Raw genomic sequence first — 23,667 nt, 5'->3', positions numbered from 1 at the left:
GTGCCTGCGGGCCGAGTGCCCTCAATGGACGCGGTGGCTCGCTCTATCGTCCTCAGCTTGCTCGACAATTTGCGCGATCGGGCTGGACTGGTGGTGCACCAGGCGCCAGTCGTCGCCGACGCGCCGAAAATGGTTGGCCGCAGCCAATGCCGTGCCGTCGACGATCTCAATGCAGAGCACGCGCGCGCTGTCGCCATCGACGATGGCCTGCGGTTCCGCGCAGACGATCTGCGGCCGTTCCGGACTCTGCAGGATGTCGCGCCAGCTTCCGATCACCGTGGCCCGGCCGATGATGGCCGGCCAGCCGGGATGAATGCAGGAAATGGCGTCATCGTCCGCCCACATCCGCTCCATTTCGTCGAAATCGCCAGTCGAGAAGGCGGCGTAGAACGCTGCGTTCGCGGCGATCACCTTGGTGTCCTTTGCCATGCCTCTCGGGTGGGGCAATGACAGGCAAAAATCAAGCAAGACTTCCGTCGACTTTCCGTTCGCTCTGGACCGCAATGCAGCATTGCTGCCGGTTTTGTGGTCACACCGAGACCAGGGTCTCCACCGCACGCCGCGCGCCATCCTTGTAGAGTCGGCCGAGCGCCACGGTCACGGCCTCGCGCAGGCGCGGCTCCGCGCCTAGCGGCCCGAACACTTTCGCGACGCCGAGCAGCGCGGGCGCCAATCGTTCGGCGATGGGACCTGCCTCGCGCGCCAAATCGGCGAACTCGGCGGCGAGCGGATCGCGCACGTCGATGGTGCGGCCCTTCTCGTCGAGGCCGCTGACGTAGCGCATCCAGCCGGCCACCGCGAGCGCATGCGTCGCGATCGGCAGGTTCCTGGCGAGACGATCCTGGATCGCGCCGAGCAGCCGCTGCGGCAGTTTTTGCGAGCCATCCATCGCGATTTGCCAGGTGCGGTGATGCAGTGCCGGATTGGCGAAGCGCTTGAGCAGCGAGGCGCGATAGGCGGCCAGGTCTGCGCCTGATGGCATCGTCAGCGTCACCGCGGCCTCTTCCATCACCTGCGCGGCGAGGCGCGCGAAATGCGGATCCTGCATGGTGTCGGCGATGGTCTCGTAGCCGGCGAGATAGCCGAGATAGGCCAGCGCCGAATGGCTGGCGTTGAGCAGCCGCAGCTTCATCAACTCGAACGGCTTGACGTCGTTCACCAGTTCGACGCCGGCGGCGGCAAGGTCGGGCCGGCCTGCCGTAAAGCGATCCTCGACCACCCATTGCGTGAACGGCTCGGTCATGACCGGCCATGCGTCGTGCAAACCGAGTGCTGATGAAACCGCATCGCGGTCACCATCCGTCGTCTCCGGCACGATGCGGTCGACCATGGTCGAGGGGAAGGCCGCGGTATCCGCGATCCACTTGCCGAGATCCTTCGAGCGTAGCGCGGCGAATTGCGTCACGATCCGCTGTACGGTGTGGCCGTTGGCGGCGAGGTTGTCGCAGCTCAGCACGGTGAAGGGCGGGGCGCCCAGGGCCCGCCGGCGCGCCAGCGCGGCCACGATGAAGCCGGGAGCCGAGCGCGGCGCGTCGAAATTGTTGAGGTCGTGCACGATATCAGGATGCCGCTCGTCGAGATCGCCGGTCTGCGGCGTGTGGCAGTAGCCCTTCTCGGTGACGGTGAGGGAGACGATGCGAATGGCGGGATCGGCCATTCGCTCGACCAGTCGTGCCGGGCTCTCGCGCGCGACCACGCTGTCGAGCAGCGCACCGATGATGCGGTGTTCGGTGCCTTCGGCTGCACGGACGGCGACCGTATAGAGATGATCCTGCGGGGCGAGGGCGTCGCGTGTGTCAGGGCTGCGCAGGCTGGCGCCGACGATGCCCCACGAGGTGGCGCCGGCCGCAAGGCAATCATCGATGACGACGGCCTGGTGGGCGCGATGAAACGCGCCAAGGCCGAGATGCACGATGCCGGAGGTGACGCGCGAACGGTCGTAGGCCGGGCGGCGAATACCTGGTGGCAGCCGATCGAAATTGGCGCGGCCAAGGCGCGTTGGATCAAGGCGCATGGTCGTCTCTCCTCTTGTTTGGCCGCTGCTTGACATGGCGCCTATCCTCGGTCAATGCTGCGGTCAATTGGTAAGACCAATTTTCCAAATTGGCGGGCCGCGGGCAGCGAGAGCTGCCGGCATGACCCTTTCGGGAGGACCAGCGTGCCGCTGGAAGCTGTGGAGGCGAGACGGCTTTATCGCCAAGTCGCCGATCAATTGCGAAGCCTGATCGACAGCGGCGAGTACGCGGTCGGCAGCCGCTTGCCGACCGAACGCGAACTCGCCGAGCAGCTCAGGATTTCCAGGCCGACGGTGCGCGAAGCCCTGATCGCGCTCGAAGTCGAGGGCCGCCTCCGCATCCGCGTCGGTTCCGGCATCTATGTGATCGAGCCCGCGGCGGTTGCGGCGACCGCGCCTGCTTTCGTCATCGAGGGCCCGTTCGAGCTGCTGCGCGCCCGCGAGTTCCTGGAAAGCGCCATCGCCGAAGAAGCCGCGCGCGTGGCGACGAAAGACGACGTTGCCCGCATCGATGCGTCCCTTGTCGCGATGGGGAATGTAGAACACCCCGGCGAAGCCTCGATGGTCCACGACCGCGCCTTCCACGTCGCGATCGCCGGCAGCCTCGGCAATGCCGTTCTGGTCCGTGTGGTCGGCGAGTTGTTCGACCAGCGCCTCAATCCCTATTTCGCGCAGCTTGCGCATTATTTCGAGAGCCCGGGCACGTGGCGCACTGCGCTCGACGAGCATCGCGCGGTGCGCGACGCCATCACCGCACACGATCCTGAAGCGGCTCGCGACGCGATGCGCGATCATCTCGCGCGATCCCAGGAGCGCTTTGCGCAGAACTTCGGCGCCGAGAAAGCGGCAGCACCGTCTTCCGGGCGCACTGCGCGATCGACGGCAAAGCCGTCAAAACCGGAACGTGCGCCGAAGAAGAAGCGAGCTGAGAGCAGCAGTGCGCGACAGCGATGACATTGTGCAGCCCGCACCCGCGTTGGGGGCGGGCTGACAAGAAGCAGATTTAAAAGAAGCAGACTTGAAAGATGGAGGAAAAGTCAGTGTTGAAAAAGATGACAATGGTGCTGGCGGTCTCGGCCGCGGCGATGATTGCTACGACTGGCGCCGGCATGGCGCAGACCAAGCTCAAATGGGCCCATGTCTACGAGACCTCGGAGCCGTTCCACACCGCGTCGGTCTGGGCCGCGCAGGAGATCGGGAAGCGCACCAACGGGCGCTATGCGATCGACGTCTATCCGGCCTCGCAGCTCGGCAAGGAGGCCGACATCAACCAAGGCCTTTCGCTTGGTTCGGTCGACATCATCATCTCCGGCTCGAGTTTTGCCGCGAAGAGCTTTCCGCCGATCGGCGTCACCTATTATCCCTACACCTTCCGCGATGCCGATCATCTGCTCGCCTACACCAAGAGCGACATCTTCAAGGAGCTCACCAAGGGTTATGAGGACAAGAGCGGCCACCACATCGTCGCGGTGACCTACTACGGGGTGCGCCAGACTTCGTCGAACAAGCCGATCAAGACCTGTGCCGACCTCAAGGGCCTGAAGATGCGCGTGCCCGACGTTCCCGCCTATCTGGCGATGCCGCGCGCCTGCGGCGCCAACACCGCGCCGATCGCGTTCGCCGAAGTCTATCTGGCGCTCCAGAACGGCACCGTCGAGGCGCAGGAGAACCCGCTGACCACGATCGAGGCCAAGAAGTTCTACGAGGTGCAGAAGCACATCGTGCTGACCGGCCACATCGTCGACCATCTCAACACGGTGGTGGCCGGCGCGCTCTGGAAGAAGCTCAGCGATGAGGACAAGAAGATTTTCACCGACGTCGCGCAGGAGGCCGCCGCCAAGGCGACCGCGGAGATCAAGCAGAACGAGGCCAAGCTGGTCGCCTTCTTCAAGGAGAAGGGCCTGACCGTCACGGAGGTCGACAAGAACGAGTTCCGCGACACCGTGCTGAAGAACGTCGCGTTCGAGACGTTTGGCTATCGCAAGGCCGACTGGGAACGCATTCAGGCGGTGAAGTGACGACGTAGTCGTCATCCCGGAGCGGTCCGCAGGACCGAACCTCAGGTGCGCAATTGCGCACCTGGGAATCTCGAGGTTCTGGGTCTGGTGCTGACGCACCATCCCGGAACGACGTGATCAGTTTGAGGAGCAACCCATGTCCACCGCCGAAACGCACCGGCAGATCACCGCGGACGAGATCGCCCACACCTTCGAGGAAGAGGCGGCGCCGAAGGTCGATCTCGGCATCTACGCTTTTGAGGACTGGGTCGCGCTGGCGATTTTCTGGGTGATGGCGCTTGCCGTCTTCCTCCAGTTCTTTACCCGCTATGTGCTCAACGACAGCTACGCCTGGACCGAGGAGATCGCGACCTACTGCCTGATCGGCGTGGTCTTCATCGGCTCATCGATGTGCGTGCGGCTGTCGCGGCACATCCAGGTCGATCTGATCTATCGCTATCTGCCGCACCTCGTGGCCCGGGCGTTGTCGACGGTGATCGACCTGATCCGGATCGCCTTCTTCGGCTACGCCATCAAGCTGGTCTGGGTCTACATCCAGATCATCGGCGATGAATCCATGACCACGATCAATCTTCCCAAGGATTACGTCTACTATGCGGTGCTGCTCGGCTTCGTGCTGATGTTCGTGCGCTCCGTGCAGGTGGCAGTGCAACATTTGCGACAGGGCTATTCGATCCTCGAACGTCCCGGCGCCTACGACGGCTTTGAAGGGTAATTCCATGTTGCTGTTGCTTGGAGGCTTCCTCATCCTCATGCTGCTCGGCGTTCCCGTGGCCATCGCCATGGCGGCGTCTTCGCTGCTCTACATTCTGGTCAGCGGGGTGACGCCCGACGTCACCCTGGCGCAGCGCATGATCGCCGGCGTTGAGAGCTTTCCGCTGCTCGCCGTGCCGTTCTTCATCCTGGCCGGCAATCTCATGAACATCGCCGGCGTCACCGGCCGCATCTACAAATTCGCGGTCGCGCTGGTCGGCTGGATGCGGGGCGGCCTCGGCCACGTCAACATCATCGGCTCGGTCATCTTCTCCGGCATGTCCGGCACAGCGATCGCGGATGCCGCCGGTCTCGGTACCATCGAGATCAAGGCGATGAAGGATCACGGCTACTCCACGGAATTCTCCGTGGGCGTCACCGCGGCGTCCGCCACGCTCGGCCCGATCATCCCGCCGTCGCTGCCTTTCGTGATCTACGGCATGATGGCCAACGTCTCGATCGGCGCGTTGTTTCTGGGGGGCGTCATTCCAGGCGTCGTGCTGACGCTGCTCATGATGGCCACCGTCACCTACTTCGCGCACAAGAACAAATGGGGCAGCGATACGCCGTTCTCCTGGCCGCAATTGGGATCGGCGGGGCTTGAGATCGTCGTCGTATTGAGCTTCCCGATGGCCGTCTGGCTTCTGACGGTCGCCGGTCTCTCCACCAATTTGGCAGTTGGTCTTGGCCTATTCGCGCTGCTCGCGATCGACTGGTACTTCGATTTCTCCGCGGTGATGGCGCTGATGGCGCCGGTGATCCTGATCGGCGGCATGACGCTCGGCTGGTTCACCCCAACGGAGGCCGCGGTCGCCGCCGTGATCTGGTCGCTGTTCCTCGGCCTGGTACGCTACCGCACCATGACGTTGAAGACGGTCGCGAAAGCGACGTTCGACACCATCGAGACCACGGCGTCGGTTCTGTTCATCGTCACGGCAGCCTCGATCTTCGCCTGGTTGCTAACCGTGTCGCAGGCAGCCCAGATGCTGTCGGACTGGATGCTCAGCATCACCCACAACAAATGGGTGTTCCTGGCGCTCGCCAACGTCCTGATCCTGTTCGTCGGCTGCTTCATCGACACCACGGCGGCGATCACCATTCTGGTGCCGATCCTGTTGCCGATCGTGCTCAAGCTCGGCATCGACCCGATCCATTTCGGTCTGATCATGACGCTGAACCTGATGATCGGCCTGTTGCATCCGCCGCTCGGCATGGTGCTGTTCGTGCTCGCGCGCGTCGCAAAGCTCTCGGTCGAGCGCACGACGGTGGCAATCCTGCCCTGGCTGGTGCCGCTGATGCTCGCGCTGATCGCGATCACCTACATCCCCGAATTGACCCTCTGGCTGCCGAAATACATGGGACTTTCCAAATGACCTCAACTGCTCTCGCCGCAACCCTGTTTGGCCCCGAAGATCTGCGCATGGTCGAGCACCCGCTTGACAAGCTCGCCGAAGGCATGGTGCGCCTCCGTTTCGGCGCCGGCGGCATCTGCGGCTCGGACATGCATTATTTCCGCCATGCCCGGACCGGCGATTTCGTGGTGAAATCGCCGCTGGTGCTCGGCCATGAAATCTCCGGCGAGGTCGTGGAGATCGCGGGCTCCGCGGCGAATCTGAAGGTCGGCGACCGCGTTGCCGTCAACCCGTCGCGCTGGTGCGGCCATTGCGGCGCCTGCCGCCAAGGCCGGCAGAACCTCTGCGAAAATATCTACTTCATGGGCTCGGCCTCGAAGACTCCGCATATGCAGGGCGGCTTCGCCAATTATTTCGACGCGATTCCGGCGCAGTGCGTGAAGATTCCCGATCACGTGTCCTATCAGGCCGCGGCGCTGGCCGAGCCGCTCGCGGTCTGCCTGCACGCGGTCGCGCGTGCCGGCAACATCGAAGGCACGCGCGGCATCATCTTCGGTGCCGGTCCGATCGGGCTTCTGACCATGCTCGCCGCGCGCCGCGCCGGCATGACCGACATCACGGTGGCCGACATCGCACCGGCGCCGCTGGACTTTGCGACCCGGCTCGGCGCATCTTACGTCGAGAATGTTGCAGCCGGCGAGGAAGGCCTGAAGGCGCAGGCCGCGTCGCGCCCCTACGATGTCGCTTTCGAAGTCTCGGGCACGGCTGCAGGCCTTGCCAGTGCGATCGGTATCGTCAGGCGCGGCGGCGTTGTCGTGCAGATCGGCAATTTGCCGGGTGGCCAGATTCCGGTGCCCGCCAATGCGGTGATGGCCAAGGAGATCGATTTGCGCGGCTCGTTCCGGTTCGGGCTCGAGTTCATGACGGCGGTGGAACTGATCGCGGACGGCAGTGTCGACGTGCTGTCGCTGGTGACCGCCGAGCGGCCGCTGTCCACAGCGCCGGACGCACTGCGGCTGGCGCTCGACCGCTCGCAGAGTGTCAAGGTCGTGCTGACCGCGAACTGATCGGAGAAAATGGGCATGATGCTAGAGGGATGGCGCTGGTACGGGCCGGATGATCCGGTCTCGCTCGACGATGTCAGGCAGGCCGGGGCGAGCGACATCGTCTCGGCGCTGCATCAGGTGCCGATCGGCGAAGCCTGGACACGCAAGGCGGTCGAGGAGCGCAAGAACTTCATCGAGAACGGCCAACCCAGCCGTTCGCAGCTGACCTGGTCGGTGGTGGAATCGATTCCGATCCCCGACGACGTCAAGCGTCTTGGGGCCAAGGCGACGCGCTCGATCGAGACGTGGATCGCCAGCCTGGAGGCGGTTGCCGCCGCCGGCATCAAGATCATCTGCTACAACTTCATGCCTGTCGTGGATTGGTGCCGCACCGATCTGGAATGGGAGCTGCCGAACGGCGCCCGCGCCATGCGCTTCGACCAGGATCGCTTTGCTGCGTTCGAGCTGCACATCCTGAAGCGTCCCGCCGCTACCCAGGAATACTCATCCGAGCAGCAGGCCCGCGCGAAAAAGCTGTTCGACCAGATGAGCCAGGCCGACATCGACTATCTCGTCATGGTCATCGCCAGCGCGCTGCCGGGCTCGACCACCGAGCCGATGACCATTCCGCAATTCCGCGACCGGCTCGAAACATATCGCGACGTCACGCCAAAAATTCTGCGGCAGCATCTCGCCGAGTTTCTGGGCCGCGTCACGCCCGTCGCCGAGCAGCTCGGCGTTTCGCTGACGCTGCATCCGGACGACCCGCCGCGCCCGCTGTTCGGCCTGCCGCGCGTCGCGTCCAGCGCCGACGACTATCAGGCGTTGTTCGATGCCGTGCCGTCGAAGGCGAATGGTATCTGCCTGTGCACGGGGTCGCTCGGCGTGCGCGCCGAGAACAATCTTCCCGCGATGGCCGAACGCTTCGGTCCGCGCATCGCCTTTGCGCATCTGCGCGCGACCAAGCGCGAAGCGGATGGTTTGTCCTTCTACGAGTCCGATCATCTCGACGGTGACGTCGACATGGTCGCGGTGCTGAAGGCGCTGCTGAAGGAGAACGCGCGGCGTTCGCGCGACCGGCAAATCGTATTCCGGCCCGATCATGGCCATCGCATGCTCGACGATCTCGCGGCGACCAAGCGCACCAATCCGGGCTACACCGCGATCGGCCGCCTCCGCGGCCTCGCCGAGCTCCGCGGTGCGATCCGCGCGATCGAGCATCGATAGAGGCCAAGACTCTATCCACACCGTCATAGCGAGCGCGGCGAAGCAATCCAGAATTCCTCCGCGGAGAGACTCTGGATTGCTTCGCTACGCTCGCAATGACGCGGAGGGAGAGGTGCCTCGTCTCAACCTTGTCCTCTTAAGCGGGAAGGCAGAATACGTCCCGGGCACGCGCACAGATTGTCAAAGTTCCAACCATATGCGAAGGTAGCGCCATTCCGTTTTCGATCGACGCATTGCAGCAATAAGCCATTTAGGAGCTTGATGTGAGCATTCTGGTCGAACTCCCTCCCGATCAATATGACCGGCGGGCATTTGCAAAATTCAACGAGACATCAACCGGCTTTGATCTCGACATCGCTCGCGCGATGATGTGGATGTCGCAACTCGCCTACGAGACCCATGTGCCGGACACCATCAATAGGATCTCTCCGTTCTGGGATCTGTCCGGTGTCAAGCTGCTGAGCCAACCGGCGCATTCGACGCTGCCGCTGACCGACACGCGCGGGATCATCGCGAGCAAGGGCGACGCAACCATTGTAGCCTTCGCCGGCACCGACCCGCTTCATCTCCTGAACTGGGTCAGCGATTTCACGCTTGGCCGACCGAAGGCGCCCGTGCACCAGGGGTTCGTCGATGCGGCGGCGGCCGTATGGGACGGCGTGAAGAGCGCACTGGCGGCAGCGCTGGCGCGCAAATCACCGATCTTCATCACTGGGCACAGCCTCGGCGCCGCGATCGCGGTGGCAACGGCGGACTTCGCGCGAGAGCAGCTCCAGCTCGCGGCTGCGCAGATCTATCTTTACGGTTGTCCGCGCGTGGGCCGCGACGATTTCGTCGCCCTCTACAACGGTACGTTCGGCAGGACGACCTATCGTCTCGTGCACGGCACCGACATCGTCCCGACCGTGCCTCCGCCTGGGCTTGGCTTTCATCACGTCGGCCGTTATCTCGCCTGTGCACGCGGCGCCAAATTCAGCGCCAGCCAGCTCACGACGAATGTTGGTTCGGATGAGCCAATGGCGAATGCTGGAATTGGTGAGCAGGTCCGCAATCTCCTCAGCGGCGTATCCGAGAACACGCGGTCGGATGTCGTCGGCAGGCTCACGGTGCTGCTGCCGGCGGGGATCGGCGATCACCTGCCCGATCGTTACTGTGCCGCGCTGACACCCGCCTAGACTTCGGTTTTGATGCGTTTTCTTCACGTGAACCGGTCCACTTCGCCCGAAAACGCTCTAGTAGCAAGCCGCCATCGCGCCGAGCTTCGGATAGAGCCGGTCGATCGCGGCGACCTCGCTTTTCATCTGCGCGGTGATCCAGTCGCGGATCTCGGCGGCGATGGGACGCATCGGCCGGTTGCGCGGTGGCAGGAATTCGCAGATGCGGCGTGTGGTGGTGAGCGTGTCGGAGGCCGGCACCAGCGCGCCGGTCAACAGCCAGTGCGAGGCGACCGTCAGCCAACCGAGCGCGATGCCCTGGCCGAGCAGGGCGGCCTGCATCACGACGGCATAGTCCGTGAAGCTCAGCGCCTTGGCCGCACCGCGGCGCCCCGTGAGAAGCGATGCGTAATCCGCGGCCCAGTCGCCCGGCGTCTCGGCGAGCCGAATGATGGTGTTGCCCTCGGCGGGATCGGTTTCGCCGAGATAGGCAGGACTGCACATCGGCAGCATGACCTCCTTCATCACCAGCGTGCCGCCGGATGACGGCTCCTCGCGATCGCGGAAGCGCATGCCAAGATCGACATTTTCCACCGGACCGCGCAGCGCGCCGGAGATCAGTTGAAAGCGCAAATCGACCTGAGGGAATTGCCGCTGCAGCTTGTCGATGCGCGGCATCAGCCAATGCGTGGTGAAGGCGGAGGAGACCGACAGCGTCACCGTCTCGGTGCCCTTGCGGCGCCGCTCGATCTCGACCAGCCCGCTCTCGATGCTGCGAAAACCTTCGAGCACGCGGCGATACAAGAGTTCGCCTTCCTCGGTGAGCACGGCGCGTCCCGCCTTGCGGTCGAACAGGCGGACGCCGAGATGGTCCTCGAACTGACCCAGCATCCGGCTCACCGCAGGCTGGGTGACGTTCAATTCGGCGGCCGCAGCCGTGAAGCTGCCATTGCGCGCCGCTGCGTCGAAGACGAACAGGGCGTTACTTGAGGGCAGCATCCGGCGCAGCTCGGGCATAACACCATGTTATGAGCCGGGTGAGAATTTGGCAATTGCCGAGTTTTGCCAAGTCTGGTGTCATCGACATGACAGCCTAAAGACAGGGCTCGCGAGCGAAGAAGTTGGTGCGGTGCACGCTTCGACCGTAAGTGCTCAAATGTCCTGTCTATAAAGCAGGCTTATGGCGCGCAGTGAGGCACGCCATGTAGGGACATGGCGAGGTCGATCGTTGGACAAACGAGCGGAAAGCGTCGAGATCAGATCCGCGAGCAAGGCCTATGGCGCCGTTCGCGCCCTCGACGACGTGTCCCTCAATGTCGCGGCCGGCGAGTTCGTCTCGCTGCTCGGCCCCTCCGGTTCCGGCAAGACCACGTTGCTCGGCATCCTTGGCGGCTTCATCTTGCCATCGAGCGGAACGATCCTGTTCGGCGGCCGCGACGTCACCTGGATGCCGCCGCACAAGCGCGACATCGGCGTCGTGTTCCAGAACTACGCGCTGTTCCCGCATATGAGCGTCGGCGAGAATGTCGCCTTTCCCTTGCGCGCGCGACGGCTGCCGAAGGCGGCCTGGCCGGATAAGGTGCGCGCGGCGCTTTCGATGGTCGGCCTTGCCGGCTACGAAGAGCGCGGTATCGCGCAACTCTCCGGCGGCCAGCGCCAGCGCGTGGCGCTCGCACGCGCCATGATCTTCGAGCCGCGGCTGATCCTGATGGATGAACCGCTGTCCGCGCTCGACAAGCAGCTGCGCGAATCCATGCAGATCGAGCTGCGCACGCTGCACAAGCGCATCGGCGCCACCATCATCTACGTCACCCACGATCAACGCGAAGCGCTGACCATGAGCGACCGCGTCGCCGTGATGAAGGACGGCAGGCTGATCCAGATCGACGCTCCCGAGCGCCTGCACGATCATCCCGCGGATTCCTTCGTCGCGAGTTTCATTGGCGAGGCCACGATGCTTCCCGTGCGTCGCGTCGACGCCTCCAGCGTTGCGCTCGGCAATGTCCTTCTGCGCAGCGCCCGGGCCATTCCCGAAGGGGACGCGCTGATGCTCGCCGTGCACAGCGAAAAGCTGCTGATCGACGACGGCGCGCCGGACAACGCCTGCAATCGGCTGACCGGCACGGTCACCGACATCGTCTATCAGGGCGAGAGCCTGCGCATCTTCCTGGCGCTCGCCGATGGCATCGGGCTCAGCCTGCGCCAAGCGAGCTATCACCAGGCCTACAGCCGCATCCCGCCGCTCGGCGGCAGTCTCACCGTGACCCTTCATCCCGAGGACACCATCGTCGTGCCCAGGGTGAGGGACTGAACCCAAGCCTTGTCCAACCGAGAGAAGAAGCCAAAAAAATGTCGTCAACAGCCTCGTTCAGCAATTTCAAGGTTCTCACCTTCGACGTCGTCGGCACCTTGATCGACTTCGAGACCGGCGTGCTCTCCGCGGTGCGCCGGATCTCGGGCAAGTCGCCGGCCGAGCTCAGCGATGACAAGATCTTCGAATCCTACAAGCGCGGTCGCGACAAGCACCACGAGCGTTCGAGCGAGGTGATGTTTCATGTCTATCGCTATCTTGCCAAGGAGCTCGGGCTACAGGCCGATGACGCCTCCTGCGACGTCTTCCAACTCGCGGTGCTGCGCTGGGGACCGTTCCCGGACTCGGTCGAGGCACTCAAACGCCTGCGCACGAAATTCCGCCTGGTCGCGATGACCAATGCCGACCGGGTCGCGCTCTCCTGTTACGCGCATGCGCTCGGCAATCCCTTCGACGATACCGTGTGCGCCGACGAGACTGGCGTTGCGAAACCCGATCCGGAGTTTTTCGCGTACAACAAGGGGCGCCAGTCCGCTTTCGGTTACAAGCAGTCCGATATCCTTCACGTCGCGCAGAGCCAGTATCACGACATCGGGATCGCGCGGAAACTCGGCTACAAGGTGTGCTGGATCGAGCGTCGTCAGGGCATGGCCGGCTTCGGAGGCACACCGGCCGTGGAGACGCTGACCAAGCCGGACTTCCATTTTCCGACCTTGAAAGCGCTTGCCGATGCGGCCATTGGGCCGGCGGCGTAGGGCATGAGCGGTGGCATGACACGGGACCGGAACGCGCTGCCATCGGCCAACTCGCTGTGGGCAGCCACGGCCGAGCCCGCGCGCGAGTTTCCGGCTCTGTCAGGCGAGCACCAGGCGGATGTGGTGATCATCGGTGCGGGCTATACGGGCCTGTCCGCTGCGCACTACATCGCCAAGAGCGGCCTTTCGCCGATCGTGCTTGAAGCAAACCGCCCGGGCTGGGGCGCGAGTGGCCGCAATGGCGGCGTGATCACCGCAAAGTTCCGCCTCTCGTTCCGCGAGATCGACGCCGTGCACGGCCGCGCCATGGCGCAGCGCATGTACGGGATCGCGCATGAATCCACCGATATCGTCGAGGAGCTGGTCTCCGAATTTGGCATCACCAGTGCCGCGTTGACGCGCACCGGCCAGGTCAAGGCCGCCCACAACGAGACGACCCTGAAGGCCGCGATCGACGAAGCCAACTGGATGAAGCGCGAGATGGGCGATGCGGAGGTCCGCATCCTCGACAAGCGGCAAGTGCGCGACGAGACCGGCTCCGACATCTTCGTCGGCGGCGTGCTCAATCCCGGCTCCGGCGGCATCCATCCGCTGAATTATCTGCGCGGCCTTGCTGATGGCGTGGCGCGCCGCGGCGTGAATATTTTCCAGGAGTCACCGGTCGTCAGATTGCGGCGGGAGAACGGCGGCATCGTCGCCGAAACGCCGCAGGGCGCGGTGCGGGCAAAGCAGGCGATCCTCGCCACCAACAGCTATTCCGACCTCACCGGCGCGACCGCGAACATGCAGCGCACGCTGATCCCGTTCCGCAGCGCCATCATCGCGACCGACAAGCTGCCGCGCAACCTCGCGGGAAGCCTGATGCCGACCGGGCGCACTTACACCGAGACCAAGCGCATGATGCGCTGGTTCCGCATGGTCGACAACCTCGTGATTTTTGGCGGCCGCGGCGCGTTCGGCAAGCAGGATTCGGAAACCGCCTTCGACGCGTTGCGCAAGGCGATGGTCGGAATCTTCCCTGATCTCGCCGACGTCCCGCTCGCCTACAAATGGTCGGGCCTGGTCGGGATGACGCTAGACTCGGTGCCGCATATCGGCCGGCTCGACGACCGCACGCTGTTCTCGATGGGCTACAACGGCGCGGGCGTGGCGATGTCGAGCCTGATGGGCCGCTATCTCGCCGCCTTCGTGCGCGGCGAGACGCCACAGGTCGGGCTGCTCGACGCGCGGCGATTGAGAGCCATCCCGTTCTATCTGCTGCGCGAGCCCGCCGTCCGCATGGTCGCCGGCTGGTACCAGTTTCTCGATGCGATCGGTCAATGACGTTCAATTGGTGACAGAGGAGGCGAGGATGACGACGAAACGAGATATTCGATTTGGCTACGCGCTGTTGGGCGGATCGCTCGGATTGTTCGCAACAACCGGCATCGCCGCCGCTGCCGAACAGATCACCTTCGTCTCGCAGGGCGGCGCCTATCAGCAGGCGCAGACGGTGGCAATTCTCGATCCCTCCGCCAAGAAGCTCGGCATCACCATCAACCAGGACTCCATTCCCGATGCCTGGCCCGCGATCAAGACGCAAGTCGGCAGCGGCAAGCCGATCTGGGACGTCGTGGATACTCCAACCGGCTATTGCCTGCGCGGCGGCGAGCAGGGGCTGATCGAGAAACTCGATTTCTCGAAAATCCCTAACGCGGCGGCGATGCCGGAGGCTTATCGCAATCCCTATTCGGTGTCGTACGAGTTCTATTCCAGCGTGCTGGCCTACAGCCAGAAGACGTTCCCGAAGGATGCGCCGAACAGCTGGATCGATTTCTGGGACGTCAAGAAATTCCCCGGCCGCCGTGCGCTGCGCAACCATCCGATCGCCACGCTCGAGGCGGCGCTGATGGCCGACGGCGTCGCGCCCGACAAGCTCTATCCGCTCGACGTCGACCGGGCCTTCAAGAAGCTAGAAGAGATCAAGCCGCACATCACGGTATGGTGGACCTCCGGCGCACAGTCGGCGCAGCTTCTCAATGACGGCGAGGTCGATATGGAGATGGCCTGGAACGGCCGCGTCAGCGCCGTCGCGAAGGAAGGCGCCAAGGTCGCTTTCACCTACAACCAGGGCGTTTTGCAAAGCACCTCGCTCTGCATCCTCAAGGGCGCGCCGAATCTCGAGACGGCAGTCAAATTTCTCAACGAGGCCGTCGATCCCGTGCACCAGGCCAATCTGCCGCTCAATATCGATTACGGCCCGGGCAATCCCAAGGCGTTCGATACCGGGGTGATCAAGCCCGAGCGCGCCGCGCAATTGCCGAGCGAGCCCGCCAATGCGGCCAAGCAGGCGCTGATGTCCTACGCCTGGTGGTCCTCGCCGGCCGGCGAAGCCGCCGAGAAGCGTTGGGCGTCGTTCATGCAGAAGTAAGCCAAGCGAGACCGCATTGACGAGATCCATGCCAGATCCATCGCAAAAGCATCAGCGCCGCGAGCATGCGCTGATGCTGGCATTGGTATCGCCGGCGCTGCTGGTGATCTTGGCTCTGATCGTGCTGCCGGTCGGCTGGCTCGCCTGGCAGTCGATCTATCATGACGGCTTCACGCTGGAGAATTATCGCCGCGTCTTCACCGAAGACATCTACTGGCGCAGCTTTGCGCTGACCTTCGAGATCAGCCTCGCGGTCACGGGAATCGCGCTGCTGCTTGGCTATCCCGTGGCCTACCTCGCCAACTCGGTGCCGAAAGGATGGAGCATTCTCATCCTGTCGCTGGTCGTGCTGCCGTTCTGGACCAGTGTGCTGGTGCGCGCCTATGCCTGGCTGGCGCTGCTCCAGCGCACCGGTGTGATCAACCAGCTTTTGCGTTATCTCGATGTGACGAGCGAACCGCTCGCGCTGGTGCACAACACCTTCGGCACCGTGGTTGCGACGGTACACATCCTGTTGCCGTTCATGGTGCTGCCGCTCTATGCCACCATGCAGAAGATTCCGAGCGATCTCATGCAGGCCGGCGCCAGCCTGGGGGCGAGCCCGTCGCTCACCTTCGTCCGCGTCTTCCTGCCGCTGTCGCTACCGGGCGTGCTCGCAGGCTGCACCATGGTGTTCGTGCTCTGCCTCGGCTTCTACATCACGCCGGAACTGCTCGGCGGCGGCCGCACGGTGATGGTGTCGATGCTGGTGAGCCGCAATGTCGAGCTCTACAACCAGTTCGGCGCCGCGAGCGCGGTCGCCGTCGTGCTGCTCTTAAGCGTGCTCGCGATCTTCTTCGCCGTCAGCCGCTTCATCTCGCTCGATCGCATATTGGGGCAGAAATGACACGATTGTCGCCCGCCCGGATCGCCCTCTATGTGATCAGCGCGCTGGTGCTGGTCTACCTGATCCTGCCGGTGCTGATTATCGCGCCGATCTCCTTCTCCAGCGCGCGCTTCCTGACCTTCCCGCCGCCGTCGTTCTCGCTGCGCTGGTATCAGCAGTATTTCTCCAACGCCGCCTGGATGCAGGCGACGCGGGTGACGCTGACGGTCGCGCTCCTGACCGTGGTGATCGCGACGCCGCTCGGCGTTGCCGCCGCCTACGCCATCAGCCAGTCGAAGCTGCGCATCATGCGCGTCATCCACGTGGCGCTGCTGTTGCCGCTGGTGGTGCCGATCATCATCACTGCGGTGGGCATCTTCTTCCTCTATGCCAAAGTCGGCCTGGTCGCGACGCTGCCGGGCCTGGTGCTGGCGAACGTGATGCTGGGCCTGCCATACGTCATCATCTCGGTGCTGGCGGGTTTGCAGAGCTTCGACCCGGCGCAGGAGATGGTCGCACGCAGCCTCGGCATGAACCGCCTGCGCAGCTTCTTCGCGGTGACCCTGCCGCAGATCAAGTCCAGCGTGGTCGCAGGCGGCATCTTCGCCTTCATCTCGGCGATGGACGAGACCATCGTCGCGCTCTTCATCTCCGGCGGCCAGTATCAGCCCCTGACCAAGCGCATGTTCACCGCGCTCCGCGACGAGATCGACCCGACCATCGCCGCCATCTCGACGCTGATGACCGCGGCCTCGTTCATGCTGGTGCTGCTGGCAAGCGCGCGGCAGCGCAAAGGGGCATGACGGCAAGGGGGCCCGCTCCCAGGTCGACGTCCGAGAGAGGCATGGCTGCCGCCGCTATTTGCCGAAGAGGCATGACGAGGCCGTAATGCCGGGCAGCGGTTTCGGCCTTGCACCTTGTTTCCGGCTGTCCTACGCCAGCCCGGAACAAAATTTTCGCGAAGCTGCGAAACGCATTGCCAAAGCCTTGAGGGAGCCGTCATGACCATTCGCAACACCCGCACCGGGGGCCAGATCCTGATTGATCAGCTGGTCGCGCAAGGCGTCGAGCGCGTCACCTGCGTGCCGGGCGAGAGCTACCTTGCGGCGCTCGACGCGCTGCATGACAGCCCGATCGACGTCATGATCTGCCGCGCCGAGGGCGGTGCGGCGATGATGGCGGAGGCCTATGGCAAGCTCACCGGCCGCCCCGGAATCTGCTTCGTCACCCGCGGCCCCGGCGCCACCAATGCCAGCCACGGCGTCCACATCGCGATGCAGGATTCCACGCCGATGATCCTGTTCGTCGGTCAGGTCGACACCGGCATGCGCGAGCGCGAGGCGTTCCAGGAGCTCGACTACAAGGCGGTGTTCGGCACCATGGCGAAATGGGCGGTCGAGATCGATCGTCCCGACCGCATTCCGGAGCTGGTCGCGCGCGCCTTCCGCGTCGCCATGCAGGGGCGGCCCGGTCCCGTCGTGATCTCGCTGCCCGAAAATATGCTGACCGAGACTGCTGCCGTTGCGGACGCCATGCGGATCGAGCCGGCGGTGAGCTGGCCGGCGCCCGCCGATATCGAGCGCGTTGGCGCCATGCTTGCGAGCGCCAAGGCACCGCTCGTCATTCTCGGCGGCTCGCGCTGGACCGATGAGGCGACCAGGAGCATCGCGCGCTTTGCCGAGCGCTTCGACTTGCCGGTCGCGACCTCGTTCCGCCGGGCCTCGCTGATCGACGCCGATCACTCGCACTATGCCGGCGATCTCGGCATCGGCCCGAGCCCGGGCCTGAAGGCGCGCATCGACAACGCCGATGTCGTTCTGCTCATCGGCGGCCGCATGTCGGAGATGCCGTCCTCATCCTACACGCTGCTCGATATTCCGACCCCGCGGCAGAAGTTGATCCACGTTCATCCGGGCTCCGAAGAGCTCGGCCGCATCTATCAGCCTGAGCTCGCGATCCAGGCCACGCCCGCCGCGTTCGCGGCCGCGGTCGAGACGCTGAAGCCTGCCGGCGCCGTCGCCTGGAAGGGCGAAGCCGCCAAGGCGCATGCCGATTACCTCGCCTGGACCGAGAAGGCGCGCGAGCTGCCGGGCACGTTCCAGTACGGACAAGTCATGACCTGGCTGCGCGATCGCCTGCCCAAGGACGCGATTGTCTGCAACGGCGCCGGTAATTATGCCGGCTGGATCCATCGCCATCACCGCTTCCACAGTTTTGCGGCGCAGCTCGCTCCGACGTCGGGCTCGATGGGCTATGGCGTGCCGGCCGCGGTGCTCGCGAAGCGGCAATATCCGGACCGCACCGTCATAGCTTTCGCCGGCGACGGCTGCTTCCTGATGAACGGGCAGGAATTCGCGACTGCCGTGCAGTACGACGCAGCCCTCGTCGTCATCGTCGTCGACAATGCGCAATACGGTACCATCCGCATGCACCAGGAGCGCGACTATCCCGGTCGCGTGGTCGGCACCCAGCTCAAGAACCCTGATTTCGCGATGTACGCAAAAGCGTTCGGCGGCCACGGCGAGCGCGTCGAGCGCACCGAAGAGTTCGCGCCGGCCTTCGAGCGTGCGCTCGCCTCGGGCAAGCCGTCGATCCTCCACTGCATCATCGATCCGCGGGCGATGTCGGTCGGCAAGGACTTTGCCCCTGCGGTGAAGGCTTAAGCGATGTCGGGGGGCCGCCACGTCGCCATCATCGGTGCCGGCGCGGTCGGCGTGATCAGTGCCATCGAGGCGCTGCGCGAGGGACATCGCGTCACATTGATCGATCCGGGCGAGCCCGGTGGCGAACAGGCGGCGAGTTACGGCAATGCCGGCTGGCTCTCGTCGCATTCGGTGATCCCGCCGGCCGAGCCCGGCGTCTGGAAGAAGGTGCCGGGTTATCTGATGGATCCGCTCGGGCCGCTCGCGATCCGCTGGTCTTATCTGCCGAAGGTGCTGCCCTGGCTGATCAAGTATCTGCTGTCGGGCTGGACCGAGACGCGGGTCGAGACGACGGCCTTTGCGCTGCGCGACCTCCTGAAGGACGCGCCGCTGCTGCACAGGAAGCTCGCGGAGGAGGCGGGCGTTCCTGAATTGATCGAGCGTAACGGTGTGATGCATGTCTTCCCGTCGCGCGGCAATTTCGACAACGACCTCGGCTGGCGCGTGCGCAAGCGCGTCGGCGTCGAATGGCTGGAGCTTTCGGCCGACGAGATGCGTCAGCGCGAGCCCGATTTGCATCCGCGCTACACTTTCGGCGTGGTGGTGGAAGAGGCCGGGCGCTGCCGCGACCCCGGAGCCTATGTCGCGGCCCTCGCGCAACATGCGCTGGCAAGCGGTGCCAAGCTTGTGCGCGCCAAGGCAATCGGGCTGAAGCTATCTGACAACAAGCTCGTGGCCGTCCTGACCGAGGCCGGCGAGATTGCGTGCGATGCCGCGGTGATTGCCGCCGGCGCGCATTCGAAGCGGCTCACCGCATCCGTCGGCGATCCGCTGCCGCTGGAGACCGAGCGCGGCTATCACGTCATGATCGAGAATCCGGAGACGGGCCCGCGCAGCTCGATGATGGCCTCGGATGCGAAGATGGTGGTGAACTGGACCGACAAGGGTTTGCGCGCCGCCGGGACGGTTGAGATCGCAGGCCTCGAGGCCGAGCCCAACTGGAAGCGCGCCGAGATTTTGCGCAACAACCTCTTCAGCATGTTCCCGAAACTGCCGACGGATATTCCGGCTTCGCGTATCAAGACCTGGTTTGGCCATCGGCCCAGCATGCCGGACGGACGTCCCTGCATCGGCTACGCGCGGGCATCGCGCGACATCGTCTATGCCTTCGGCCACGGCCATATCGGCCTGGTCGGTTCGGCCCGCACCGGCCGTCTCGTCGCCCAGCTTCTGAGCGGCAAGCCGCCGGAAATTCCGCTCGCACCGTTTTCGCCCGATCGTTTTCTCTGAGATCGCATCATGACCGCTCCAGCCAACTCGTCCCCCCGAATCGCCCGCGGCGGCAAAGCCATTTATGGGGCGCCGCTCGGCATCCTGATGCTGGAGGCGCGCTTTCCCCGCATTCCCGGCGATATGGGCAACGGCACCACCTGGCCTTTCCCCGTGCTCTATCGCGTGGTGGGTGGGGCTTCGCCGGAGAAGGTGGTGCTGAAGGGTGCGGCCGGTCTGCTGCCTGACTTCATCGATGCGGCAAAGGATCTAGTGCGGCTCGGGGCCGAAGCCATCACCACCAATTGCGGCTTCCTCTCTCTGTTCCAGAAGGAGATCGCAGCCGCGGTCGGCGTTCCCGTCGCGACCTCGTCACTGATGCAGGTGCCGTGGGTGCAGGCGACCTTGCCGCCGGGCAAGCGCGTCGGCCTCGTCACGGTGTCCGGTTCATCCTTGACGCCCGCCCATCTCGCAGGTGCCGGCGTGCCGCTCGATACGCCGCTGGTCGGCACCGAGCACGGCAAGGAATTCTTCCGCGTCCTGATCAAGGCCGAGAAGGACGACATGGATATCGCGCAGGCGGAACGTGACGTGGTCGAGGCCGGCAAGGAGCTGGTCGCCAGGAACCCGGATGTCGGCGCGATCGTGCTGGAATGCACCAACATGCCGCCTTATGCGGCAGCTTTGCAGGCCGAAGTTGGATTGCCCGTGTATGACATCTATTCCATGATCACCTGGTTTCATGCCGGACTGCGCCCGCGTCGGTTTGGCTAAAGGTCGAGAAGCTGCCATGGCGCAGCAATGCGCATCGTTCTCGCTGAACTCATGCGAACGGCAGCAGCTATACAATCCCTCGATACCTGATCGCGCCAGACGGTCAGAGCTTTGGCGCCTGAACATCGCTAGAGTGCTGCTCGAAATCCACGGAGACAAGCGGTGCACAGCCTTCAATCCAATCCCGACACGCGCGCAGACGCTTGGCCGTCCGAGCTCTACCGCATCCTGAAAGCCGCCGACGTGCGGCAGATGTCCTACGTCCCCGATGCCGGTCACAGCCAGCTCATCCGCCTGTTCTCGGCAGATCGCGACGTCACCACCAACGTGCTGACGACGGAAGAGGAGGGCGTCGCCATCGCCGCGGGCGCCTGGCTCGGCGGCCAACGTAGCGTGCTCTTGATGCAGTCGAGCGGGGTCGGCAATTGCATCAACATGCTGTCGCTGTCGGCGATCGGACGATTTCCACTGCTGATGCTGGTGACGATGCGCGGCGAATGGGCCGAGTTTAATCCCTGGCAGGTGCCGATGAGCCGGGCGACGCAGCCCTCGCTGGAAGCGATCGGACTGAAGGTGATGCGCGCGGAGACGCCGAATGATCTGGTCGAGACGGTCGAATCGGCCGCAGCGCTCGCCTACGAATCCGATCAGCAGATCGCAGTCCTGATCGGGCAACGTCTGATCGGCAAGAAGAAGTGGTGATGCAAATGCAAGCTCAACTCGACCGCCGCGCCGCCGTTGCCGCGCTTCTGAAGAATCGCAAGGACACGCTGGTCGTCTCCGGCCTCGGCTCGCCGACCTACGACCTTCATTCGGTCGGTGACCACGACGGCAATTTTTACCTCTGGGGCGCCATGGGCGGCGCCGCGCTGATCGGGCTTGGTCTCGCGCAAGCCCAGCCGAGAACGCGCGTCCTCGCTTTGACCGGGGATGGCGAGCAGTTGATGGGCCTCGGCGGCATCGCCACCATCGGCGTCGCGCGCCCGCGCAATCTCGACATCGTCGTGATCGACAACCAGCATTTTGGCGAGACCGGAATGCAGGCCAGCCACACCGGGCGCGGCGTCGATCTCACCGCGATTGCCGTGGCTTGCGGCTTTGCCGCCGCCGGAACCGTGCGGACGCTCGAGGAAGTGGAACGTCTGGCGACGCAGCTCGACGAGACGGCCGATGGCCCGCGGCTTTTTGTCATCAAGGTCCTGGCGGAAAATCCGCCGCGCTCGCTGCCCTCGCGCGATGCTGTCTTTATCAAAAACCGGTTCCGTGCTCATCTCGGCTTCGCGGCGGCCTGAGCCGGGTTTCTCACCTGGCGACAGTCTGCCCCAAGCAGCTATCCTGGAGTGAGACCATGAAACTAACCGGCAAGGTCGCCGCCATCACCGGCGCGGCGCGCGGCATCGGCAAGGCCTGCGCAAAACGATTCCTCGACGACGGCGTCAAGGTCGTCATCTCGGATGTCGATGCCGACGGCTTGGCCGCGACGGCCGCCGAACTCGCGCGACCGGATGCCTTGCGTACCGTCGTCGGCAATGTCGCCAAGCGTGCCGACGTCGACCAACTGGTCGCAACGGCCGTGAAGGAGTTCGGCCGGCTCGACATCATGGTCAACAATGCCGGCGTCGCTCGCAACCGGGACCTCCTGGAGATTTCCGAAGAAGAATTCGACGAGATCATCGGCATCAATCTGAAGGGCGCGTTCTTCGGCGTGCAGGCGGCGGCGAAGCAGATGATCGCGCAAGGCGGCGGCGGGGTCATCATCAACATGTCGTCGGTGAACGCGCTGCTGGCAATCCCGGCGCTTGCGACCTACGCCATGTCCAAGGGCGGCATGAAGCAGCTCACATCAGTGGCCGCCGTCGCGCTGGCTCCGCACAATGTTCGCGTGGTGGCCGTCGGACCGGGCACGATTCTGACCGACATGGTGGCATCGTCCATCTACACCTCGGAGGAGGCCCGCAAGACCGTGATGTCACGCACGCCGGCCGGCCGTGGCGGCGAGCCGAGCGAGGTTGCCTCCGTCGTGGCGTTTCTTGCGAGCGACGATGCGTCCTACATCACGGGGCAGACGATCTACCCGGATGGTGGGCGGCTGATCCTGAATTACACGGTGCCGGTGAAGGAGAAATAGGGCGGACCCATTCGTGTCATCGCCCGGCTTGACCGGGCGATCCAGTACGCCGAGACGCCGGCGGTGAGCCGAGGTGCCTCGGCGTACTGGATGCCCCGCTTTCGCGGAGCATGACAGCGGAGGTCGGATGAGGCAGCCAGCCCCTCACTCCGCTGCAGCCGTCATCCCGTGACCCAGCCGTTTCGAAATGCCGCCCGCGCAGTCGCGCAGGGCATGAGCGAGCGGGCTGTCCCAGCGCGCGTCAAAAGTGCCTTCCGGCCCCATCGCGGTGATCACCAGCGCGACATGGCCGGAATGGTCGAACACCGGCGCAGAGAATGCGTTGACGCCGGGCAGGGGGTCGCCGAGCGCGCGGGCGAGGCCGTGCTTGCGGACCTCGGTGAGCATCTCGGCGAGCTTCGCGCCTTTCACGGCGCGCTTAGGATTGTAGCCGACGCCGTGACGATCGAGGCCGCTTTCGAGTGCGGCGTTGATCGTCTTTTCGGGCAGGAAGGCCGCAAAGGCGCGGCCCGTGGCCGTCTCCAGCAGTGCCATGACCGAGCCGGCGCGCATCACGATGTGAACGGGCAGGCCGGGTTCTTCGAGCTGCACCACGGTCGGGCCGTGCGTCCCCCAGACCGCGAGCGAGACCGCATGCCCGATCTGACTTGCGAGCGCCGCGATCTTCGGTCCTGCGATGCGTACGCCGGACAGGCGGCGCAGGCTGATCAGGCCGAGCTCCAGCGCCAGCGCGCCGATCTCGTAACGGCCGGTGGTCTCGTCCTGCTCGATCAGGCCGATGCGGGAGAAGCTGGCGAGATAGGGATGCGCCTTGGCCGGCGTCATGCCGGCCTCGCGCGCGAGATCGCGCAGCATCATTGGCTCGCCGCTGCGGGCGAGGGCGCGGAGCAATTCGCCGCCGACCTCGATCGACTGGATGCCGCGGCTTTCTCTCTTCATGCGCCTCCTG

At 64.5% G+C, this 23,667-nt stretch carries 23 protein-coding genes; 19 read left to right on the top strand and 4 right to left on the bottom strand.

The features are described from left to right. Positions 1 to 21 precede the first annotated feature (21 nt). A complete protein-coding gene (locus IVB41_RS11795; RefSeq protein WP_027519831.1) occupies positions 22 to 429 on the bottom strand; it encodes a nuclear transport factor 2 family protein in 408 nt (135 codons plus the stop codon). 100 nt (positions 430 to 529) lie between these two features. Continuing rightward, positions 530 to 2,014 carry a mannitol dehydrogenase family protein gene (locus IVB41_RS11790; RefSeq protein WP_247431209.1) on the bottom strand — a complete coding sequence of 495 codons (1,485 nt, stop codon included), beginning with the start codon at positions 2,012 to 2,014 and terminating at the stop codon, positions 530 to 532. 144 nt (positions 2,015 to 2,158) lie between these two features. On the opposite strand from IVB41_RS11790, the gene IVB41_RS11785 reads away from it, so the two are divergent. The 7 genes from IVB41_RS11785 to IVB41_RS11755 all read left to right on the top strand — a co-directional run bounded on the left by IVB41_RS11785 (position 2,159) and on the right by IVB41_RS11755 (position 9,585). Further along, a complete protein-coding gene (locus IVB41_RS11785) occupies positions 2,159 to 2,968 on the top strand; it encodes a FadR/GntR family transcriptional regulator (RefSeq protein WP_247431207.1) in 810 nt (269 codons plus the stop codon). A 104-nt stretch (positions 2,969 to 3,072) separates the two neighbouring features. Continuing rightward, entirely contained in the window at positions 3,073 to 4,032 is a 960-nt protein-coding gene (locus tag IVB41_RS11780; protein ID WP_035963484.1) for a sialic acid TRAP transporter substrate-binding protein SiaP, read from the top strand. A 136-nt stretch (positions 4,033 to 4,168) separates the two neighbouring features. Further along, positions 4,169 to 4,747, top strand: coding sequence for a TRAP transporter small permease (locus tag IVB41_RS11775; RefSeq protein WP_247287781.1), 579 nt, complete (start codon positions 4,169 to 4,171; stop codon positions 4,745 to 4,747). A 4-nt stretch (positions 4,748 to 4,751) separates the two neighbouring features. Further along, a complete protein-coding gene (locus tag IVB41_RS11770; RefSeq protein WP_247431203.1) occupies positions 4,752 to 6,158 on the top strand; it encodes a TRAP transporter large permease in 1,407 nt (468 codons plus the stop codon). Beyond that, positions 6,155 to 7,204, top strand: a complete 1,050-nt coding sequence (locus IVB41_RS11765; protein WP_247401353.1) for an L-idonate 5-dehydrogenase — start codon at positions 6,155 to 6,157, stop codon at positions 7,202 to 7,204. Before IVB41_RS11770 ends, IVB41_RS11765 begins: the two co-directional genes overlap by 4 nt. 15 nt (positions 7,205 to 7,219) lie before the next feature. Beyond that, positions 7,220 to 8,410, top strand: coding sequence for a mannonate dehydratase (gene uxuA, locus IVB41_RS11760; RefSeq protein WP_247431200.1), 1,191 nt, complete (start codon positions 7,220 to 7,222; stop codon positions 8,408 to 8,410). Positions 8,411 to 8,673: 263 nt separating this feature from the next. Next, positions 8,674 to 9,585: a lipase family protein gene (locus tag IVB41_RS11755; RefSeq protein ID WP_247431197.1), complete on the top strand. Its 912-nt coding sequence runs from the start codon at positions 8,674 to 8,676 to the stop codon at positions 9,583 to 9,585. Between the two features lie 57 nt (positions 9,586 to 9,642). Here the strand turns inward: IVB41_RS11755 and IVB41_RS11750 are convergent, their stop codons facing one another. After that, positions 9,643 to 10,581 (bottom strand): LysR family transcriptional regulator, encoded by a 939-nt coding sequence (locus IVB41_RS11750; RefSeq protein ID WP_247431194.1) that lies wholly within the window; start codon positions 10,579 to 10,581, stop codon positions 9,643 to 9,645. Positions 10,582 to 10,792: 211 nt separating this feature from the next. Here IVB41_RS11750 and IVB41_RS11745 point away from each other — a divergent pair, with 211 nt between their 5' ends. The 12 genes from IVB41_RS11745 to IVB41_RS11690 all read left to right on the top strand — a co-directional run bounded on the left by IVB41_RS11745 (position 10,793) and on the right by IVB41_RS11690 (position 22,718). Beyond that, the gene (locus tag IVB41_RS11745) at positions 10,793 to 11,875 is read left to right on the top strand and encodes an ABC transporter ATP-binding protein (protein WP_247431192.1); all 1,083 of its coding nucleotides are present in this window, start codon (positions 10,793 to 10,795) and stop codon (positions 11,873 to 11,875) included. A 38-nt stretch (positions 11,876 to 11,913) separates the two neighbouring features. Further along, positions 11,914 to 12,630, top strand: a complete 717-nt coding sequence (locus tag IVB41_RS11740) for an HAD family hydrolase (protein WP_027570518.1) — start codon at positions 11,914 to 11,916, stop codon at positions 12,628 to 12,630. Positions 12,631 to 12,645: 15 nt separating this feature from the next. Then, positions 12,646 to 13,953, top strand: coding sequence for an FAD-binding oxidoreductase (locus tag IVB41_RS11735; RefSeq protein WP_247431189.1), 1,308 nt, complete (start codon positions 12,646 to 12,648; stop codon positions 13,951 to 13,953). Positions 13,954 to 13,981: 28 nt separating this feature from the next. Then, positions 13,982 to 15,040 carry an ABC transporter substrate-binding protein gene (locus IVB41_RS11730; protein WP_247431186.1) on the top strand — a complete coding sequence of 353 codons (1,059 nt, stop codon included), beginning with the start codon at positions 13,982 to 13,984 and terminating at the stop codon, positions 15,038 to 15,040. Positions 15,041 to 15,068: 28 nt separating this feature from the next. Beyond that, positions 15,069 to 15,926 (top strand): ABC transporter permease, encoded by an 858-nt coding sequence (locus tag IVB41_RS11725; protein WP_247287793.1) that lies wholly within the window; start codon positions 15,069 to 15,071, stop codon positions 15,924 to 15,926. After that, complete coding sequence (locus IVB41_RS11720) at positions 15,923 to 16,708, top strand: ABC transporter permease (protein ID WP_247287794.1); 786 nt, start codon at positions 15,923 to 15,925, stop codon at positions 16,706 to 16,708. Before IVB41_RS11725 ends, IVB41_RS11720 begins: the two co-directional genes overlap by 4 nt. 198 nt (positions 16,709 to 16,906) lie before the next feature. Continuing rightward, positions 16,907 to 18,568, top strand: a complete 1,662-nt coding sequence (locus tag IVB41_RS11715; protein ID WP_247431183.1) for a thiamine pyrophosphate-binding protein — start codon at positions 16,907 to 16,909, stop codon at positions 18,566 to 18,568. Positions 18,569 to 18,571: 3 nt separating this feature from the next. Continuing rightward, a complete protein-coding gene (locus tag IVB41_RS11710; RefSeq protein ID WP_247401356.1) occupies positions 18,572 to 19,837 on the top strand; it encodes an FAD-binding oxidoreductase in 1,266 nt (421 codons plus the stop codon). A 9-nt stretch (positions 19,838 to 19,846) separates the two neighbouring features. Next, the gene (locus IVB41_RS11705; RefSeq protein ID WP_247358402.1) at positions 19,847 to 20,590 is read left to right on the top strand and encodes an aspartate/glutamate racemase family protein; all 744 of its coding nucleotides are present in this window, start codon (positions 19,847 to 19,849) and stop codon (positions 20,588 to 20,590) included. Between the two features lie 162 nt (positions 20,591 to 20,752). Then, a complete protein-coding gene (locus IVB41_RS11700) occupies positions 20,753 to 21,292 on the top strand; it encodes a thiamine pyrophosphate-binding protein (RefSeq protein ID WP_247431180.1) in 540 nt (179 codons plus the stop codon). Beyond that, positions 21,292 to 21,882 (top strand): thiamine pyrophosphate-dependent enzyme, encoded by a 591-nt coding sequence (locus tag IVB41_RS11695; RefSeq protein WP_247431177.1) that lies wholly within the window; start codon positions 21,292 to 21,294, stop codon positions 21,880 to 21,882. The genes IVB41_RS11700 and IVB41_RS11695 overlap by 1 nt, the downstream gene beginning before the upstream one ends. A 56-nt stretch (positions 21,883 to 21,938) precedes the next feature. Next, positions 21,939 to 22,718: an SDR family NAD(P)-dependent oxidoreductase gene (locus tag IVB41_RS11690; protein WP_247431175.1), complete on the top strand. Its 780-nt coding sequence runs from the start codon at positions 21,939 to 21,941 to the stop codon at positions 22,716 to 22,718. A 144-nt stretch (positions 22,719 to 22,862) separates the two neighbouring features. On the opposite strand, the gene IVB41_RS11685 is transcribed toward IVB41_RS11690, so the two are convergent. Continuing rightward, the gene (locus tag IVB41_RS11685; protein ID WP_247431172.1) at positions 22,863 to 23,657 is read right to left on the bottom strand and encodes an IclR family transcriptional regulator; all 795 of its coding nucleotides are present in this window, start codon (positions 23,655 to 23,657) and stop codon (positions 22,863 to 22,865) included. Positions 23,658 to 23,667: the final 10 nt, after the last annotated feature.

The organism is Bradyrhizobium sp. 44 (assembly GCF_023073095.1).
Taxonomy (GTDB): domain Bacteria; phylum Pseudomonadota; class Alphaproteobacteria; order Rhizobiales; family Xanthobacteraceae; genus Bradyrhizobium.
The sequence above is the reverse complement of the archived record's forward strand: the minus strand, read 5'-3'. Positions and strand labels throughout refer to the sequence as shown.

Coding starts and splice junctions, on each gene's coding strand:
- IVB41_RS11795 (WP_027519831.1), bottom strand. CDS start 429: ATGGCAAAGGACACCAAGGTGATCGCCGCGAACGCAGCGTTCTACGCC.
- IVB41_RS11790 (WP_247431209.1), bottom strand. CDS start 2,014: ATGCGCCTTGATCCAACGCGCCTTGGCCGCGCCAATTTCGATCGGCTG.
- IVB41_RS11780 (WP_035963484.1), top strand. CDS start 3,073: ATGGTGCTGGCGGTCTCGGCCGCGGCGATGATTGCTACGACTGGCGCC.
- IVB41_RS11775 (WP_247287781.1), top strand. CDS start 4,169: ATGTCCACCGCCGAAACGCACCGGCAGATCACCGCGGACGAGATCGCC.
- IVB41_RS11770 (WP_247431203.1), top strand. CDS start 4,752: ATGTTGCTGTTGCTTGGAGGCTTCCTCATCCTCATGCTGCTCGGCGTT.
- IVB41_RS11765 (WP_247401353.1), top strand. CDS start 6,155: ATGACCTCAACTGCTCTCGCCGCAACCCTGTTTGGCCCCGAAGATCTG.
- uxuA (WP_247431200.1), top strand. CDS start 7,220: ATGATGCTAGAGGGATGGCGCTGGTACGGGCCGGATGATCCGGTCTCG.
- IVB41_RS11750 (WP_247431194.1), bottom strand. CDS start 10,581: ATGCCCGAGCTGCGCCGGATGCTGCCCTCAAGTAACGCCCTGTTCGTC.
- IVB41_RS11740 (WP_027570518.1), top strand. CDS start 11,914: ATGTCGTCAACAGCCTCGTTCAGCAATTTCAAGGTTCTCACCTTCGAC.
- IVB41_RS11735 (WP_247431189.1), top strand. CDS start 12,646: ATGACACGGGACCGGAACGCGCTGCCATCGGCCAACTCGCTGTGGGCA.
- IVB41_RS11730 (WP_247431186.1), top strand. CDS start 13,982: ATGACGACGAAACGAGATATTCGATTTGGCTACGCGCTGTTGGGCGGA.
- IVB41_RS11725 (WP_247287793.1), top strand. CDS start 15,069: ATGCCAGATCCATCGCAAAAGCATCAGCGCCGCGAGCATGCGCTGATG.
- IVB41_RS11720 (WP_247287794.1), top strand. CDS start 15,923: ATGACACGATTGTCGCCCGCCCGGATCGCCCTCTATGTGATCAGCGCG.
- IVB41_RS11715 (WP_247431183.1), top strand. CDS start 16,907: ATGACCATTCGCAACACCCGCACCGGGGGCCAGATCCTGATTGATCAG.
- IVB41_RS11710 (WP_247401356.1), top strand. CDS start 18,572: ATGTCGGGGGGCCGCCACGTCGCCATCATCGGTGCCGGCGCGGTCGGC.
- IVB41_RS11705 (WP_247358402.1), top strand. CDS start 19,847: ATGACCGCTCCAGCCAACTCGTCCCCCCGAATCGCCCGCGGCGGCAAA.
- IVB41_RS11695 (WP_247431177.1), top strand. CDS start 21,292: ATGCAAATGCAAGCTCAACTCGACCGCCGCGCCGCCGTTGCCGCGCTT.
- IVB41_RS11690 (WP_247431175.1), top strand. CDS start 21,939: ATGAAACTAACCGGCAAGGTCGCCGCCATCACCGGCGCGGCGCGCGGC.
- IVB41_RS11685 (WP_247431172.1), bottom strand. CDS start 23,657: ATGAAGAGAGAAAGCCGCGGCATCCAGTCGATCGAGGTCGGCGGCGAA.